Source organism: Flavihumibacter stibioxidans (assembly GCF_014332695.1).
Taxonomy (GTDB): Bacteria; Bacteroidota; Bacteroidia; order Chitinophagales; family Chitinophagaceae; genus Flavihumibacter; species Flavihumibacter stibioxidans.
The window spans coordinates 1-16,240 of sequence record NZ_MBUA01000029.1; the positions used below are offsets into that span (position 1 = coordinate 1).

The 16,240-nt window shown below is 44.9% G+C and carries 15 protein-coding genes; 10 read left to right on the top strand and 5 right to left on the bottom strand.

Annotation, left to right across the window (positions count from 1 at the left end; translation table 11 throughout):
* The coding region (locus BC349_RS16955; RefSeq protein ID WP_222840214.1) for a hypothetical protein at positions 1-479 on the bottom strand (479 nt) is incomplete at its 3' end.
* Positions 425-886: a hypothetical protein gene (locus tag BC349_RS16960; protein ID WP_187257981.1), complete on the bottom strand. Its 462-nt coding sequence runs from the start codon at positions 884-886 to the stop codon at positions 425-427. The genes BC349_RS16960 and BC349_RS16955, both read right to left, overlap by 55 nt.
* 309 nt (positions 887-1,195) lie before the next feature.
* Between BC349_RS16960 and BC349_RS16965 the strand changes: the two genes are divergently transcribed.
* Entirely contained in the window at positions 1,196-1,411 is a 216-nt protein-coding gene (locus BC349_RS16965; protein WP_187257982.1) for a hypothetical protein, read from the top strand.
* On the top strand, positions 1,390-1,779 hold the full coding sequence (locus BC349_RS16970; protein WP_187257983.1) for a type II toxin-antitoxin system VapC family toxin: 390 nt from the start codon (positions 1,390-1,392) through the stop codon (positions 1,777-1,779). Before BC349_RS16965 ends, BC349_RS16970 begins: the two co-directional genes overlap by 22 nt.
* 725 nt (positions 1,780-2,504) lie before the next feature.
* On the opposite strand, the gene BC349_RS16975 is transcribed toward BC349_RS16970, so the two are convergent.
* Together BC349_RS16975 and BC349_RS16980 are read right to left on the bottom strand one after the other, a co-directional pair.
* A complete protein-coding gene (locus BC349_RS16975) occupies positions 2,505-2,696 on the bottom strand; it encodes a hypothetical protein (RefSeq protein ID WP_187257984.1) in 192 nt (63 codons plus the stop codon).
* A 4-nt stretch (positions 2,697-2,700) separates the two neighbouring features.
* The gene (locus tag BC349_RS16980; protein WP_187257985.1) at positions 2,701-4,785 is read right to left on the bottom strand and encodes a hypothetical protein; all 2,085 of its coding nucleotides are present in this window, start codon (positions 4,783-4,785) and stop codon (positions 2,701-2,703) included.
* A gap of 474 nt (positions 4,786-5,259) precedes the next feature.
* On the opposite strand from BC349_RS16980, the gene BC349_RS16985 reads away from it, so the two are divergent.
* The 8 genes from BC349_RS16985 to BC349_RS17020 all read left to right on the top strand — a co-directional run bounded on the left by BC349_RS16985 (position 5,260) and on the right by BC349_RS17020 (position 15,377).
* Entirely contained in the window at positions 5,260-6,597 is a 1,338-nt protein-coding gene (locus BC349_RS16985) for a sigma-54-dependent transcriptional regulator (protein ID WP_187257986.1), read from the top strand.
* Between the two features lie 461 nt (positions 6,598-7,058).
* Positions 7,059-7,136 carry a potassium-transporting ATPase subunit F gene (locus BC349_RS20245; protein WP_187258194.1) on the top strand — a complete coding sequence of 26 codons (78 nt, stop codon included), beginning with the start codon at positions 7,059-7,061 and terminating at the stop codon, positions 7,134-7,136.
* An 11-nt stretch (positions 7,137-7,147) separates the two neighbouring features.
* Positions 7,148-8,851: a potassium-transporting ATPase subunit KdpA gene (kdpA, locus tag BC349_RS16995; RefSeq protein WP_187257987.1), complete on the top strand. Its 1,704-nt coding sequence runs from the start codon at positions 7,148-7,150 to the stop codon at positions 8,849-8,851.
* A 10-nt stretch (positions 8,852-8,861) separates the two neighbouring features.
* Positions 8,862-10,916, top strand: a complete 2,055-nt coding sequence (gene kdpB / locus BC349_RS17000) for a potassium-transporting ATPase subunit KdpB (RefSeq protein ID WP_187257988.1) — start codon at positions 8,862-8,864, stop codon at positions 10,914-10,916.
* A 10-nt stretch (positions 10,917-10,926) separates the two neighbouring features.
* Positions 10,927-11,499, top strand: a complete 573-nt coding sequence (locus BC349_RS17005; RefSeq protein WP_187257989.1) for a K(+)-transporting ATPase subunit C — start codon at positions 10,927-10,929, stop codon at positions 11,497-11,499.
* Positions 11,496-12,578, top strand: coding sequence for a porin (locus BC349_RS17010; protein ID WP_187257990.1), 1,083 nt, complete (start codon positions 11,496-11,498; stop codon positions 12,576-12,578). Before BC349_RS17005 ends, BC349_RS17010 begins: the two co-directional genes overlap by 4 nt.
* 1 nt (position 12,579) lies before the next feature.
* Positions 12,580-13,668 (top strand): sensor protein KdpD, encoded by a 1,089-nt coding sequence (locus BC349_RS17015; protein ID WP_187257991.1) that lies wholly within the window; start codon positions 12,580-12,582, stop codon positions 13,666-13,668.
* A 161-nt stretch (positions 13,669-13,829) separates the two neighbouring features.
* Positions 13,830-15,377, top strand: coding sequence for a sensor histidine kinase (locus BC349_RS17020; protein ID WP_246457027.1), 1,548 nt, complete (start codon positions 13,830-13,832; stop codon positions 15,375-15,377).
* A gap of 507 nt (positions 15,378-15,884) precedes the next feature.
* Here BC349_RS17020 and BC349_RS17025 read toward each other — a convergent pair.
* The gene (locus BC349_RS17025; protein ID WP_187257993.1) at positions 15,885-16,217 is read right to left on the bottom strand and encodes a YegP family protein; all 333 of its coding nucleotides are present in this window, start codon (positions 16,215-16,217) and stop codon (positions 15,885-15,887) included.
* Positions 16,218-16,240: the final 23 nt, after the last annotated feature.

Consider the following 16,240-nt stretch of genomic DNA (forward strand, 5'->3'; position numbering starts at 1 on the left):
CCATTGGGGTCATAGCTGATCCGCTCCCGGTATTCGGTGGTGCCGGCCGGGGTGAAGCTGCCGGCGGAGGGGTTCAGGCCATTGTACATATCCAGTGAAACCAGGCGGTTCAACTGGTCGTACTTATAGTTGTACACCTTGGTATTACCCAGTTGGGGAATATTAACCGCCATGGCCGCAATGTTTCCATTGTATAATGGTTTGGCATTCGTGGTCAGTGCACCCAGTACGGAGCTGGACTGCGGAGTAAACCAGATCGCTTTGTAATCGTTTTTGTAATAGTGCAGGCTGAAGCCGAATACATCCTGGGCGATGGGCCTGGGCTCTGTGGTATCCGTGCCGTTAGTAAGGCTGCCGCCCATTGCCGGGTTGACGCCCTTGAGCCAGCCCTGCAGGGTGTAGATATAATCCAGTCCCTGTACATTTAACTTACCAAGCGTGGTTCGGGCCAGGGGGCCATGGGCATAATACTGGTACAAGGCCTCCCGCGGTTTTCCGCATCGTATTGATAGCGATGGTAGTAGGCATCGGGTTTGCCGGGCTGGTAGCTCACCTGGTTGACTTTGCCGCTGACCAGGTCAAAATCATATACCACCTTCTTGAACCGGCTGCCCTCGCGGTTCATGGCATTGCCGATGCCATATTGGCTGCCAAAATCCTGCAATAAGGTATCCACATTGCCCTGCACATCGTAGCTGTAGTAGGTGGCCGTGGCCGGATAGGTATCCAATGCCTGGTTGATGACCTGGGTATAACTTACCCTGTTCCTCAGGTTCGATTGGTTCAGGGAATCCGTAATGGCCGGATAGGCCTGGTCATACACGGTTTGCGTTATCTGGTTCCTGCTGTTGGCGGCGGCATTCAGCCAGTTCTGGAGAGATGTCATGCTTTTGGCGGTAGGGTCCGTCATGACCGAACCACCGGTGAGCTGGCCCGGAAATTCCGTTCTAGATTGTCACAGTTTTTGGTCAATAATTGCCCATAGAACCAAATGCAGAAACACGGTTAACACAATAGAATCGATTAGAATTTATCGAACTCCTTTAACAACAAGTATTACCGAAGAAAACAAACATAAACATTTGATGCTTTTTTAACTGAAAAAAGCAATATTTTACATGCAAAGAATGTGTTTACAATTTCCCTGATGCATTCCTTGCAAAATAAAATGCAGGCAATTTTAAAATAGTTCAACATGGAAACAGTACTGATACAAATAAATAATAATAAAGCTTACAGACTCCTGGAAGACCTGGAAGATTTACATATCATTAAAGTGCTGAAAAAAAGTATACAGCCAACACAAAAACTTTCGGAAAAATATGGCGGCAAACTGCCTTCTGATATTGCAGACCAATTGCAAGACTATGTAACCAAAAGCCGCAACGAATGGAACAACCGCAGTATCTGATTGATACTAATGCCGTCATTGATTACCTGGGGAAAAAATTACCCTCCCCTGCTATGGATTTTATGAACGGCGTTATTGACGCTGTGCCTAATGTATCGGTAATCACCAAAATTGAAGTGCTGGGCTTCAATGCACCTGATGAACATTACCAATTGCTGGCCGGTTTTATGAATGATGCAACCGTGCTGGATTTGACAAGTACGCTTGTAGATACCAGTATTGACATCCGAAAAAAATATAAAACTAAACTCCCTGATGCTGTTATCGCCGCTACAGCTCTTGTGTATGATTTGATCTTGATTACCCGCAATACCAGCGATTTTAAAAATATCAACGGGTTGAAAATGATAAACCCCTGGGAAAAGTAAAGCGGCTGTAATTGCAGGGGGCGGCTCCTATACCATATCCAGAGCTTTGCTATTATTTGGTGGGCTGCTGATCAAACGGTGCAATTTTTCTCAGGCACAGTGTCACGGCCAAGGCTTGAAGCTTTTCAATCCGCTCTATTTGGAAATTCCGCTCTGCATAATCACTATTTTCCGTCAATAATTGACCATAGAAACCAATGCAGACAAATTGCTGCTATAATAGAATTGATTCGAAATTTGTACCTGACTATTAGTGGTCATTCAGACCTGGAATAAAGTGGGTCAGCTTCCTTGGAATTTCCAATTATGTGCAGCTAAATATTTATTGCTTTCTGATTTTTCGCCCCCGATAAATTGCTAATAGTAATAAAAAAAATGAAACAAATACCCTGAAACCAAGTACTACATTTGTACTCATAGGGATATTGTGTGAACTGGCTTGAGCAGCAAACCAAACAAGAAGGTTAAAAATTAAAGCTATAACCAATACTATCTTTAGACCTATTATCAATTGTTTCATAACTAAATAGTACTAGTAATTGTTAATTGTTAATTGTTATGAATTGTGCCACTAAACTGGAAATTCCGCTCTGCATAATCACTATTTTCCGTCAATAATTGATCACAGAAATCAATGCAGACAAAATCGCTGCCATAAGAGAATTGATTCGAAATTTGTACCTGACTAATAGTGGTCAATCAGACACGGAATAAGGTGGTCAGCTTCAGTGGAATTTCCAGGTATTCCCCTTTTCGCGGAAAGTGCGGAAGGCCGTTCCCAGCATTTGCATGAATTTCCGGCGGGGCATATCCTGGCAGGTACGGAGTTCATCCAGTACCAGGTCCAGCAGCACCAGGTCCATCTGCTGGAAACACTCCAGCGCATGGTCAAATTGGGTAATCTCGGTAGGTTGCATGTTTTTATTTTATACCGTCTGACGTGCGTCTGACGTACGTCAGACGCACGTCAGACGCGTCAATTACATCGTACTTCTCCCTCAGCCACCGCATCGTTTCGGGCACGCCCATCACGATTTCGCGGTGACTCATCCTGTCCCCGATTTCTTCCATGGCGGCCAGCGCATGCGGGAAGCGGTCCAGGATTTTTCGGGTGTCTGTCTGCGTGAGCCGCGGCTTGTCCGCCAACTCGCGCGATAAGGCGGTCAGCAGGTCCTTGTGTTCCTTTAGTATTTCCCGCGCGAAATCCAAAGCACCGTCGAGCAGGTGGCGTATTTCCTGGTCGAAATCCGCCGCGTCCTGCACCGAGAGGGCATCTTGGTTGGTCGTCAGGTCTACATAATAAGGCTTGCTACCCATGCCCAGGCGTTTCACCATGGAAGCCGCGAGGGCGGTGGCCCGTTGAAGGTCGTCAGCCGAGCCGACGGACAGTTCATCTGCACCGAAAAAAACCTGTTCCGCCGCGTATCCGCCCAGAATGATGGCCAGTTCGTTGAGCTGTTGGGTGCGGGTAATCACTTCGCGGTTTTGCTTTCGCAGGCGAACGAAACCGAGTTCCTCGTCGTTGGGCAGCCAGCTATGGATTACATTGGGCACCTGCGCCTTCAGCACAATGCACAATACTGCATGACCCGATTCATGCACGGCCACCGAGGCCTGCTGGTCATCTTGCGGAACTTTCAGTTTTACCTGCTGTAATCCCTCCAGGCGGTGAACCACCTGGTGGAGGCGCCGGCCACCGGCGTTGAGATACCCCGCCCTTAGTTGTCCCGCGATGAATTTCACTTCCACGGCGGTGGCGGCTTCGTTTTCCGCCAGGCCCATCACCCAGATACCCAGGCAACTTTCGATCCACCGCTGGATGGAAGTAAAGACCGGGCGGGTGCCGAGGGAGGGCTGCACGGCTTCCGCCAGCAACATGCGGTTAACGGAAGTATGAAAGCGTATAGGCACCATAGTTAGTTCATTGAAACGGGCAGCCACCCGTTCCAGTTCCTGGCGGATCAGGCGCCCATAACCCATACGGTTAAGCGCGGGATAGAGGAAGAAATTATTACCCAGCCGCGCGATCTGTTCGGGACGGAATCTTTTCTGCAATGCCCTTTTGGCGCGGATCACGGGGATATCTGAGGTATTGGAATAATGGAAATCGGGGTCATCGCCGAAGGACAGGCTGCGGCTGTAGGAATAGGCTTCATCGAGGTTGCCGATGATAAAAACGAGTCCGGCTTTGGAATGAATCTGCGTTCCCTTCCCCATTTCCAGCAGGCGCTGTTTCAGGAAACCAAGGGTTTCGGGGGCGTTGAATTCCGACAACGCACATTTCAGTTCCCACTGGGTGGGGAAAGCGGGCTTGCAAAATTCCCAGAGATCGTTGATAAGATCCTTTGGCACCAGGCAGAGCGGTGGGGCGGACTCATCCTTTGATTCCGTCCGGAAGAACCGGCTGTACTTGCAGTATTCGCGAAACAGGTCGATTTCTTTGGTTACGATTCCTTTTTCCGCTTCCAGCCCGTGGGCGATCAGCCATTCCAGTTCGGAGATGATGTTTTTCAGGTCCTCCTGGCCGTAGCTGCTTTCAACAGGCTGGAAAACCGGGTTGCCAATCAGTTGCCAGACCAGGTTACCCGTCGGCTGGGCAATTTCAAATCCCCCTTCATCAACCGTGCGGGCATGCTGGAATTCATCGAAGGCCATCACGAAAGCCTGTTCCGATAATACATCCAGGGCCTCGAGCACGGCATTTTCCAGCTTGCGGTGGGGGTCATTTCCGCGCCGCATGTCAAAATGGTTGTAACGCTCTTCCAGGTCCAGCTCCCGCACCAACTCCTGCACCAGCGAAGTCTTTCCGGTGCCGGTCATGCCCCAGAGGTTGATCACCAGGCAACGTTCCTGCAAGTGCGGGAAGCAGTACCAGGTGCTGATGGCGTGGAGTACGCCATCGATCACCTGGTTGATGCCGATGAATTTCCTACGGAGCGCATGGCCTGCACTTTCCAATTTCTGGCGACGCTGGCGAAGGAGTTCGGTGTTTACGGGTAGCTGCATATGATAAGGTAATGGTTAATGGTATGTGGTTTCAGAAGCGGAAACAAAAGTGCAAAAGTTGATTGCAACCTATTTGCAATCCCCTGGTGCGGAGGAAAATTTTACAGCCGTTTGATGGGTATAGTCTCAAATACTTCCCACGCATTTGTGGTAAAGCGTACTGCAGCAGTTAAGGGATTTTGTGGAGACGTATATTAGTGGGGCTGGAGAGTAGTGGGTGCACCCTGACAGTCCTTCTCAATTTCCTTTTGAACATTTTTCACTTCCTGATGATTGTTCTGAAGTGTCAACAACCGATGCAGGCTGCTGCTGGCACACTATCACAGCCCCGCCATATTGACCCGGCTGTAATCAGGTGGCGCCCAATTGATGCCAATGGGTTCTTTTGAGCACCCAGAAATTTTATCCGTACTTTGAATCCGATCAGTTGCCGGATTCTGGTAAAACTTGATTAAAGAGCATAAGTATTTATAAATGAAGGGTAAAGTTTTAATCATAGATGATGAGGAAAAGCTACGCAGTCTTTTAGGCAGGTTGCTAAAACTTGAAGGATATATCATCACCGAAACAGGAAATCTTAAGGCCGCCAGAATAGCCTTAAGTAATGATGAACCAGATGTTATTTTATGCGACGTAAAATTACCTGATGGCAATGGTGTTGACTTCGTTTCCGAGATAAAACAAAATCACAGTTTTGCAGAAATTATTTTGCTAACGGCATATGGAAATATACCTGATGGCATCCAGGCGATGAAAAACGGGGCCTTTGACTACATAACAAAAGGGGATGATAATAATAAACTTATTCCTTTACTTGCCAATGCAATGGAAAAGGTTGCGTTGCAAAAAAGGGTACAGCAGCTTGAAAGCCTTGTAGGTAAGAAATATAGCTTCGACAGCATTTTAGGCCAATCAAAACCAATTCAGGCTGCTATTGCCCTTGCGCGTAAAGTAGCCGCTACCGATACCACAGTTCTGTTACTAGGTGAAACCGGAACCGGAAAGGAAGTATTTGCCCAGTCCATCCATAATGCCGGCGCGAGATGCAGGAAATCTTTTATTGCACTGAATTGCAGCACATTTACAAAAAACCTGCTGGAAAGTGAATTGTTCGGACATAAAGCCGGCGCCTTCACAGGAGCAATTAAGGATAAAAAAGGATTGATGGAAGAGGCAAATGGAGGCACCCTTTTTTTGGATGAAATCGGAGAAATGCCACTGGATCTTCAAAGCAAATTGCTTCGTGTACTGGAAAACGGTGAGTTTATAAAAGTGGGGGATACAAAATCAACAAAGGTCAATGTTCGGATCATTGCAGCAACCAATCGAAATCTCCAGGAGCAGGTTTCTAAAGCTGAATTCAGGGAGGACCTGTTTTACCGGCTTAACGTATTTACCATCGAGTTGCCACCATTGCGGGAACGGAAGGAAGACATTACACTGTTGGCGGATTATTACGTCCGCCTGTTTTCTGCCAAGACAAACAAAAAAATAAAGAGCATATCCAAAGATGCCATAAAACTGCTGGAAGCACATACCTGGAAAGGGAATATCCGGGAATTGAGAAACGTCATTGAACGGGCAGTTATATTAGAAAATACGGAGCAGCTTAGCACCAACGCCCTCCCATATGATATTCAACACCATATACTGGCTTCAGAAAATGCATTTGATCTGTCATTGGTGGAAAAAAAGCATATTCAGTCCGTACTGAATTACACCAAAGGGAATAAAACCGAAACAGCCAGGCTGCTGAATATCGGACTGACCACATTATATCGAAAGATGGAGGAATATGGAATATCCAAATAAGAAACTCTTCCATATTGGAAAAAACCCTTTCATTTTGAAAGGGTTTTTTTTATTCTACTCCACCAGCCATACCAAAGGCTAAATCATCAGGATCGTTTCCCCGCAAGCATTCCAGGGAATGTTACAATACCCTGCTCCCATTACGGCATCCTGTTTGGCATGTTAAAGGAAAATATACAGCCATGAACAATAATAAAACTATAAGAAAGAAGGAGTACAGAGGTACGGCACCAAAGCTTAAAGACTTCTTGTTGGTATTGCTGGTATGGCTTCTGCTGATGGCGCTTTCATGGCTGGCATATTATAAATGGAATATTCTAACCTGAGAGAAATACTAGAACCCAACCGAATTTCAACAAAGTAAAATCATTCCCATGGTCACAGTTGTGCTCATTGTTGCAACCTTTTTTTGCTTCTGGCTTTTCTATCTGTCCATTGATTTTTTTGAAAATATTTAAACCATGACCGCATTATTCTACCTGGCCATTTCGGTGTTTGTATACATCTGTTATGTATTACTAAAACCGGAAAAATTTTAAAGCACCCTATTATGAAAATAGAAATATTGGGCATTGTGATGATGATCCTGCTGGTGATGGCACTGGCCATTCCCCTGGGGAAATACATTGCCAAAGTATACCTCGGCGAGCGCACCCTGCTGGATCGGGTTTTTAGTTCGTTGGAACGACTGTTTTTTACCTACAGCGGAATTGATCCAAACAGGGAAATGACCTGGCAGCAAAATCTTAAAGCGCTGCTCACCATCAACATTGTATGGTTTTTCCTTGCCATCTTTATCCTGATGAATCAGGCATGGCTGCCACTCAATCCGGATAAAATACCCTCCATGTCACCAGACCTGGCTTTCAACACAGCCATTTCATTCCTGGTGAACTGTAACCTGCAACACTACAGCGGTGAAACGGCATTAAGTTATTTCTCCCAAATAGCCGTTATCATGTTTTTACAATTTGTAACAGCTGCCACAGGGATGGCGGCAGCAGCGGTTGTATTCAATGCCATGCGCCAAAGAAGCACGGACAAACTGGGCAATTTTTATACCTACTTCCTTAAAAGTTGTACGAGGATACTACTGCCGGTCAGTTTCATTAGTGCGGTTATCCTTCTATTCAGCGGAACACCCATGACTTTCGAAGGGGTACAACATTTTACTACCCTCCAGGGTGACAGCGCCAGCCTTGCAAGAGGTCCGGCTGCTGCAATGATTGCCATCAAACAAGTGGGAACAAACGGCGGGGGATTTTTCGGTGTGAATTCAGCGCATCCCTTTGAAAACCCAACCTACCTCACTAATATGGTGGAAAATATTCTCATCCTTCTCCTGCCTGTTTCCATGGTATTTGCCCTGGGGCATTACCTGAATCGGAAAAAGCTGTCCTGGACAATATTTGGGGTGATGACGACAGGGTTTCTATTGTTGTTGATCCCGGCACTTTACCAGGAAATGAATGGCAATCCGGCATTATCAGCCATGGGCATTCACCAGCCCATGGGAAATATGGAAGGGAAAGAAGTCCGATTTGGATCTGCCGCATCAGCCTTTTGGACAATCAGCACCACCATTACCTCCAATGGATCCGTAAACACCATGCACGACAGTCTCACACCATTAAGTGGCATGCTGGCCATGTTGGGCATGATGATCAATTCGTTCTTTGGAGGTGTAGGCGCAGGTTTTCTCAATTTCTACATCTTCATCATCCTTGCCGTATTCATAAGCGGACTAATGGTGGGTAGAACGCCGGAATTCCTGGGTAAAAAAGTGGAAGCAAAGGAAATTAAGATTGCCATGATCATCGCGCTGATCCATCCCTTGCTCATACTGTCGGGCACAGCAATCGCCAGTTATTTGTACGCTGTAAATCCGGCCGCTAACGCAGGCTGGTTGAACAATCCGGGATACCATGGTTTCAGTGAGATGCTGTATGAATATACCTCCGCAGCGGCCAATAATGGAAGCGGTTTTGAAGGATTGGGAGACAATACACCCTGGTGGAACATCAGCACGGGAATAGTGCTGATCCTTTCGCGTTATCTGCCATTGATAGGGCCAGTAGCAATAGCAGGCATCCTGGCAAAGAAAAAGTACATACCTGAAACGGCCGGAACACTCAGAACAGATACAGCAAGTTTTGGACTAATAACTTTTGTGATAATAGTACTTGTGGCTGCTTTAAGCTTCTTTCCGGCACTGGCACTAGGTCCCCTTGCCGAACATTTTTTGATTCAATAAAACAGTAAGCATGTCAAAACATAAAAAAGAAACAAAACTGTTTGATCCTGGGCTGTTAGGTCAGGCCACCAGGCAGGCATTTGTAAAACTCAATCCGGTCATCATGTTTCGCAACCCGGTAATGTTCACCGTTGAACTGGGTACAATAGTGATGCTGATAGTAACCATAAGGGTAATCATTGTTTCAGATGCTTCCCAGGGCAGTTTTATATACAACCTGATAGTGTTTATGGTATTGCTTTTCACGGTACTCTTTGCCAACTTTGCCGAAGCACTGGCAGAAGCAAGGGGAAAAGCCCAGGCAAACAGTTTACGCAGAACGAGAGAGGAAACACCCACCAAAAAACTGGACTCGGAAAAGGATTCATTTCAACAGGTACCAGAGATCGTTCCATCATCCCAGTTGCTGAAAGGCGACCTGTTTATATGTGAAACGGGGGATATCATTCCGATGGATGGTGAAATCATCCAGGGAATTGCCACAATAGATGAAAGTGCCATTACCGGTGAAAGTGCGCCGGTAATCCGGGAAGCTGGTGGCGATAAATCTTCTGTTACCGGCGGTACCAAAGTGTTATCAGACAGCATAGTGGTAAAAGTAACTACCCAGCCAGGTGAAAGTTTTCTGGATAAAATGATTGCCTTGGTGGAAGGAGCTTCCCGGCAAAAAACTCCCAATGAAATTGCCTTAACCATATTGCTTGCCGGCTTCACGTTGGTTTTTATCATTGTCACCGTTACTTTAAAGCCCTTTGCTGACTATGCCAATACACCCATCACCATTGCCGCTTACATTTCACTATTTGTATGCCTGATACCCACCACCATTGGAGGATTATTAAGCGCTATCGGTATTGCCGGAATGGACAGGGCATTGCGAGCAAACGTAATCGCCAAAAGTGGTAAAGCTGTTGAAACAGCCGGAGATATCGATATACTTTTACTTGATAAGACCGGCACAATTACCATAGGAAACAGAAAAGCCACCAATTTTTGGCCTGGCGCCAATACGAGTGAAACTGAATTCATAGAAATGGCAGTATTAGGATCGCTTGCCGATGGTACGCCGGAAGGCAAATCCATTGTTGAACTGGGAGCCGACAAAGGGATTAGCAAGTCAAAAATGGCAGGAATGGAATTCATAGCATTCACAGCAGAAACAAGAAGCAGCGGGGTGAACCTGCCTGACGGGGGGCAAATCAGGAAAGGGGCTTTTGATGCAATTAACGAGATTGTAGGAAATCAGGGAAACAAAGTATCTGCAAGGATTTTCGAGCGCGTTCAACTCATTTCGAAGAAAGGAGGAACACCACTAGTTGTTTCAAAGGATGGTGAAGCCAAGGGCGTCATTGAACTGCAGGACATTATCAAACCAGGCATTGAGGAGCGCTTTGATCGCTTGCGAAAAATGGGTGTAAAAACTGTAATGGTAACTGGTGACAATCCGCTTACTGCCCAATACATCGCATCCAGATCCGGGGTTGATGACTTCATTGCCGAGGCAAAGCCGGAAGACAAGATGAATTACATTCGTGCTGAACAAGCCAGGGGTAAGATGGTAGCTATGATGGGAGATGGCACCAATGATGCCCCGGCATTGGCACAGGCCGATGTAGGTGTGACCATGAACAGCGGTACACAGGCAGCAAAAGAAGCCGGAAATATGGTTGATCTGGACAATGACCCTACCAAATTAATTGAAGTGGTGGAAATTGGAAAGCAGCTCCTAATGACAAGGGGAACACTTACCACCTTCTCCATTGCCAATGATGTGGCCAAATACTTTGCAATTGTACCGGCCTTGTTTATCACTTCCATTCCTGCACTGCAAGGACTCAATATAATGCGATTGCACAGCTCGGAAAGTGCCATACTTTCTGCTGTAATCTTTAATGCTGTAATTATTCCATTGCTCATACCACTGGCACTCAGGGGTGTTACCTACAGACCCATTGGCGCCAGCGCACTGTTACGAAGAAATCTATTGATTTATGGCCTGGGCGGTGTAATTGTACCCTTTATCGGGATCAAACTGATTGACTTAATCGTATCCAACTGGTATTAAAACTAAAAAAATGAAACAACATATTCTTCCGGCAATAAAATTAACTTTCTTCTCCATTCTGCTTCTTGTGGTGGCATACACCGGTGCAATATGGGGCATCGCACAAGCTGCTACCAACAGGGGAAAAGGCGAAACAATTATTGTAAATGGAAAGATAGCAGGATATGACAAAGTGGGTCAGCGATTTGACAAGGATCACTACTTCTGGGGGCGCCCGTCAGCAGTAAGTTACAATGCGGCAGGCAGTGGTGGCAGTAACATTGGGCCCTCCAATCCCGACTACTTATCAGAAGTCCAGGCGAGGGTTGATACATTTCAGGCGCATCATGCCGGCGTAAGCCTGGATAAGATCCCCTCTGAACTGGTAACAGCCTCAGCCAGCGGACTGGACCCGCATATATCTCCAGAAGCAGCATATTTACAGGCAAAAAGAATTGCTGCCAGAAGAGGACTGAATGAAGCAGTAATCATGCAATTAATAAGTCAACATACTGAAAAACCATTCATGGGTTTCCTGGGCACATACAAGATAAACGTACTGAAGCTCAACATTGCACTGGACGAAATAAACAAACAACAATGAAAGCGTTGATTATTTCAATTCTGGCAATAGGCATGACAACTTCGGTACTCGCACAAGACACCGATTCAATGAATAATAAACTAAAATGGTCTGTATTTGCAGACATATATTATTCCTACGATTTCAACCAGCCTTCGAACCACGAAAAAGTTGCTTTCCTCTACAACCATAAAAGACACAATGAAATAAATGTGAACCTCGCAATGGTTCAGGCTACTTACCAGGATGATCGATATAGGGGTAATATCGCTATGCAGGCTGGAACCTATACAGAATACAATTACACCACAGAACAAGGGCTGCTGAAGCATATATTCCAGGCAAATGCTGGTATAAAGCTGGCAAATAAAAGGGAGCTCTGGCTCGATGTTGGAATATTTCCTTCACATATAGGTTATGAAAGCGCTATCACCAAAGATAACTGGACACTAACCAGGAGTTTAATGGCCGAAAACTCGCCCTACTATGAAGCCGGTATTAAACTGGGTTATACGTCCAAAAATGAAAAATGGCTTATTAGCGGTATGCTATTAAACGGCTGGCAGCGAATACGCAGGGTTGACGGTAACAGCACACCGGCGTTTGGATGGCAGGTGCGTTACTCACCCAATTCGGCAACAACAATTAACTGGAGCAGTTTTGTAGGAAATGATTTTCCGGACAGCGTTCGAAGATGGAGGTACTTTAATAACCTGTATTGCATATTGCAACCAAATGAAAAGTTCGGGATTACACTGGCATTTGATATTGGAATGGAACAGGCCGGAAAAGCCAGCAGCAGGATCCATAAATGGTTTACCCCTAACATTGTAGTAAGATATGCACCTAACAGAAACTGGGAAATTGCATTGAGAGGGGAATACTATCGTGATGAAAATGGAGTAATAATCGGCACTGGAACCCCTGACGGATTTCGTTCCAAGGGGGGGTCCATAAATATTGACAGAAAAATAAACAACTACTTTTTGTGGCGCGCTGAATTCCGAAGTCTGAACAACAGGGATGCCATTTTCAATCGAAATGGATCACTGGTGAATAACAACTCACATTTTACAACTTCACTGACAATGTCATTTTAATATGAATAAAACGGAAGACGGGGGAAAGCTGAAAATTTACATTGGCATGAGTGCTGGTGTAGGCAAAACCTACCGGATGCTGGAGGAAGCACATCGCCTGGTAAAGGCTGGCGTCAACGTAAAAGTCGCCTACGTTGAAACACATGCCAGAGAAGAAACTGTAGCCCTGATGGAAGGCCTGCCTGCAATCCCAAGAAGAGAAGTATTCTACAAAGGAAAAAAACTGGAAGAACTGGATGTGCAGGCAATTGTGCTCCACCATCCAAAAATTGTCATAATCGACGAACTGGCCCATACCAACATTCCCGGAAGTAAGAATGAAAAGCGCTGGCAGGATGTTCTGGATGTTCTGGATGCGGGAATTGACGTGATTACTGCCGTAAATATTCAACATATAGAGAGCATCAATGAAGATGTTAAACACATTACAGGAGTTGAAGTAAAAGAAAGGGTTCCGGACAGAATATTGCAATTGGCAGAGGAAGTAGTAAATATTGATCTGACTGCAGAGGAATTAATCAACAGGTTAAAAGAGGGGAAAATTTACGACCACACAAAAATTCAGCAAGCTCTTGCCCATTTCTTTCAGCCGGAAAAAATCCTGCAATTAAGGGAACTGGCATTAAAGGAAGTAGCAGGACAGGTAGAAAGAAGGGTAGACTACTCCATTGAATACAAAACCAATCCCTTCCGGCATGAGCGGTTTCTTGCATGCATTTCAAGCAACTCCGAAATCGCACAGCGCATCATTCGCAAAACAGCCAGACTTGCATCGTATTATAACAGTAATTGGTTTGTATTATATGTCCAGACAAAAAAAGAAGCAACAGAAAAGATAACGCTGGAAAAACAAAGACTCCTAATAAATAATTTTAAGAACGCAACAGAACTAGGCGCCGAAGTGATACAAAAAAAGACAGACAATGTAACGTCAGCCATTTTGGAAGTAGTTCAAGAGAAGGGAATCACTACAGTTTGCCTTGGTAAGCCACATTTAAATATTTTCAGGCTCATTCTAAATACCAGTCTGTTCAATCAGCTATTAAAAACACTATCGAAAAACGAAATTGATTTAGTAATATTATCCTGATGGCAATCAGTGTTAAAAACAAAATATGGCTGGGTACCTTATTTCTCTTCGTACTGCTGCTGCTGACCGGGGGGGTTGGCGTATATTATATCGTTCAGCTAAAAGACCAGGCCAAAGCAGTATTGCAGGATAATTATGAAAGCCTCTCTTATGCACATGCAATGCAGCAACAATTGGACGCCCCGGGACTGATTCAACTGAATGGAACCGTACCATTTGACAGCCTGCTTCGGCTTCAGGAGGAGAATATAACTGAGCCGGGTGAGAAAGAGTTGACAAACAAGCTAAGAGCTGATTTCGAAAAACTAAAAACAACCGGAAGAGCAGATTCACTGGTCAGTCAAATGAGATTCAATATTCAGGAAATCATTTCACTGAATATGGGTGCCATTAATGAAAAAAGCAGGAAGGCTGAAACTGCTGCAACCAGCGCTTTTAACTATATTATAGGCCTTGCAGGAATTATTTTTATCATCGCGTTTACATTTATAGTCAACTTTCCGGCTGTTATAACCAATCCCGTTAAAGCGTTTACGGTAGCAATCAAAGAAATTTCCAAAAAGAATTACAAACATCGCATACACTTAAACCGACAAGATGAATTTGGAAGTATGGCAGAGGCTTTTAATGAAATGGCAGAGCGGTTAGAATATTTTGAAAGCAGCAACCTGAAGAAGCTGATGTTTGAAAAGAGTCGCGCTGAAGCAGTGATCAATAGTCTTAAAGATGCCAGTATTGGAATAGACAAAGCAGGTACCATATTATTCGCCAACGCCCAGGCTTTGCAATTATTGGGTGTTAAAGCCAGAGACATAGTAGGAAAGAAGGCGGAAGAGATAAATAGTAAAAATGATCTCTTCAGATTTCTGATCAGCAACGAAAACAAAGTCCCTTTCAAAGTAGTGCTGGATAACAAGGAGAACTACTTTATAAGCGAAATAATTGAAGTCGATCAAGAAGAAACAAAGAGCAGGGTAATTGTCATGAAGAATGTAACATCGTTTAAGGAACTGGATGTAGCTAAAACAAACTTTATTGCAACCATCTCGCACGAACTCAAGACACCGCTGGCATCATCTGATTTTAGTTTGAAGCTTTTGGAAAATCAGCATACTGGCAGCCTCAATAAGGAACAGGCAGAACTGGTTCAACACATAAAACAGGACAATCAACGCATTCTAAAAATATTAAGTGAACTGCTAAACATGGCGCAAGTGGAAGCCGGACGTATACAACTGAACTGGCAGAAAATACCAGCATCAGTCATTATCGATGGAGCAATAAATACTGTTACATCGGCAGCAAAAGAAAAGAATATTCAGGTGGAGGTAAAACCAGGCTCCTCCCTGCCTTACGTTGAAGTGGATGCAGAGAAGACAACCTGGGTACTTAATAATTTTCTCACAAATGCAATTAAGTATTCCCCGGAAAACAGCATTGTTACAATTGACGTTGACTATAAGGATGACAACATAACTTTTTCGGTTCAGGATAATGGTCCGGGCATATCAAAAGAATACCTGAACCGTATCTTCGAACGCTATTTTCAGGTACCTGGTTCCAAATCTAAAGGTACGGGTCTTGGACTGGCGATCTCCAAAGATTTTATTGAAGCCCAGGGTGGAAAAATCGGAGTGGAAAGTGAAATTGGAAAGGGAGCCAGATTCTGGTTTATGCTGCCAGGCAAAGCTATATTAAATCAAAGTTAAGAATACCGGTGAGTAAAACTCAATAGTGAGCGATGCCGATTTATGTTTTAAAGAAATCGACAGCACGGCCCAGGCTATTGAAGTTTAAAAGCAAGTAATTCGAGAGATACGATTATGTGGCGAGGATAAGCGGTTAGGAAAAAGCCTTCATACTGGAAGATGCGGATTGTGGGCCGGACCTCATCCACCGCGATAATATCAAAGTAACCTGTATTTTAAGGTTTATGGCTGGGATCAAAGGCACTGGTACGGAGAATCGAGATTAGAATTTTTATCGGCCTGTCCCGGCCACAAGTTGAAGGTTCGGATGACTTTCCGCAGGCCTTCCCCAATTTTATAGAACAGGAAAAAGAGCGGGCCCGCCAGTGCATCCATGGCTAAGAAAAATCAGCATATAGTGCCATTAGGATATGGCTGGGCAGTGAACGCTGAAGGCCATCACCGATGGCAGGGATGGCAAAATCAAAAAAAGGGAACTGCTGCAATCTATATTAGTCTGGCATTCCATTAAGCCGACTGATCCTCCATCGTTGCATCCGGGGCATTAGATTTAACAGAAGCGATTCCATTGTCACGATTGCTCACCGACTCATACATCTGACTGGTTCCAATAATTTGTCCGTTGGTAGCCTTTAGCGTAAAATAAAATTTACCGTTGGCAGATGTCTTACGATCGTATTTGCTCTCATCTGGTGAATTCTTGCGAACGGATTCGATTCCATTTTCACAGGCGGCTTTAGACGAATAACCTTCACTGCTAAGAATGGTCTGCCCGTTTTCTGCATTCAGGTTAAACTGAAATTCTCCGTTGCTGCGTTTTGAAAGGATAAACTTTCCCATAAGAATTGTATTTAAAGATTGTG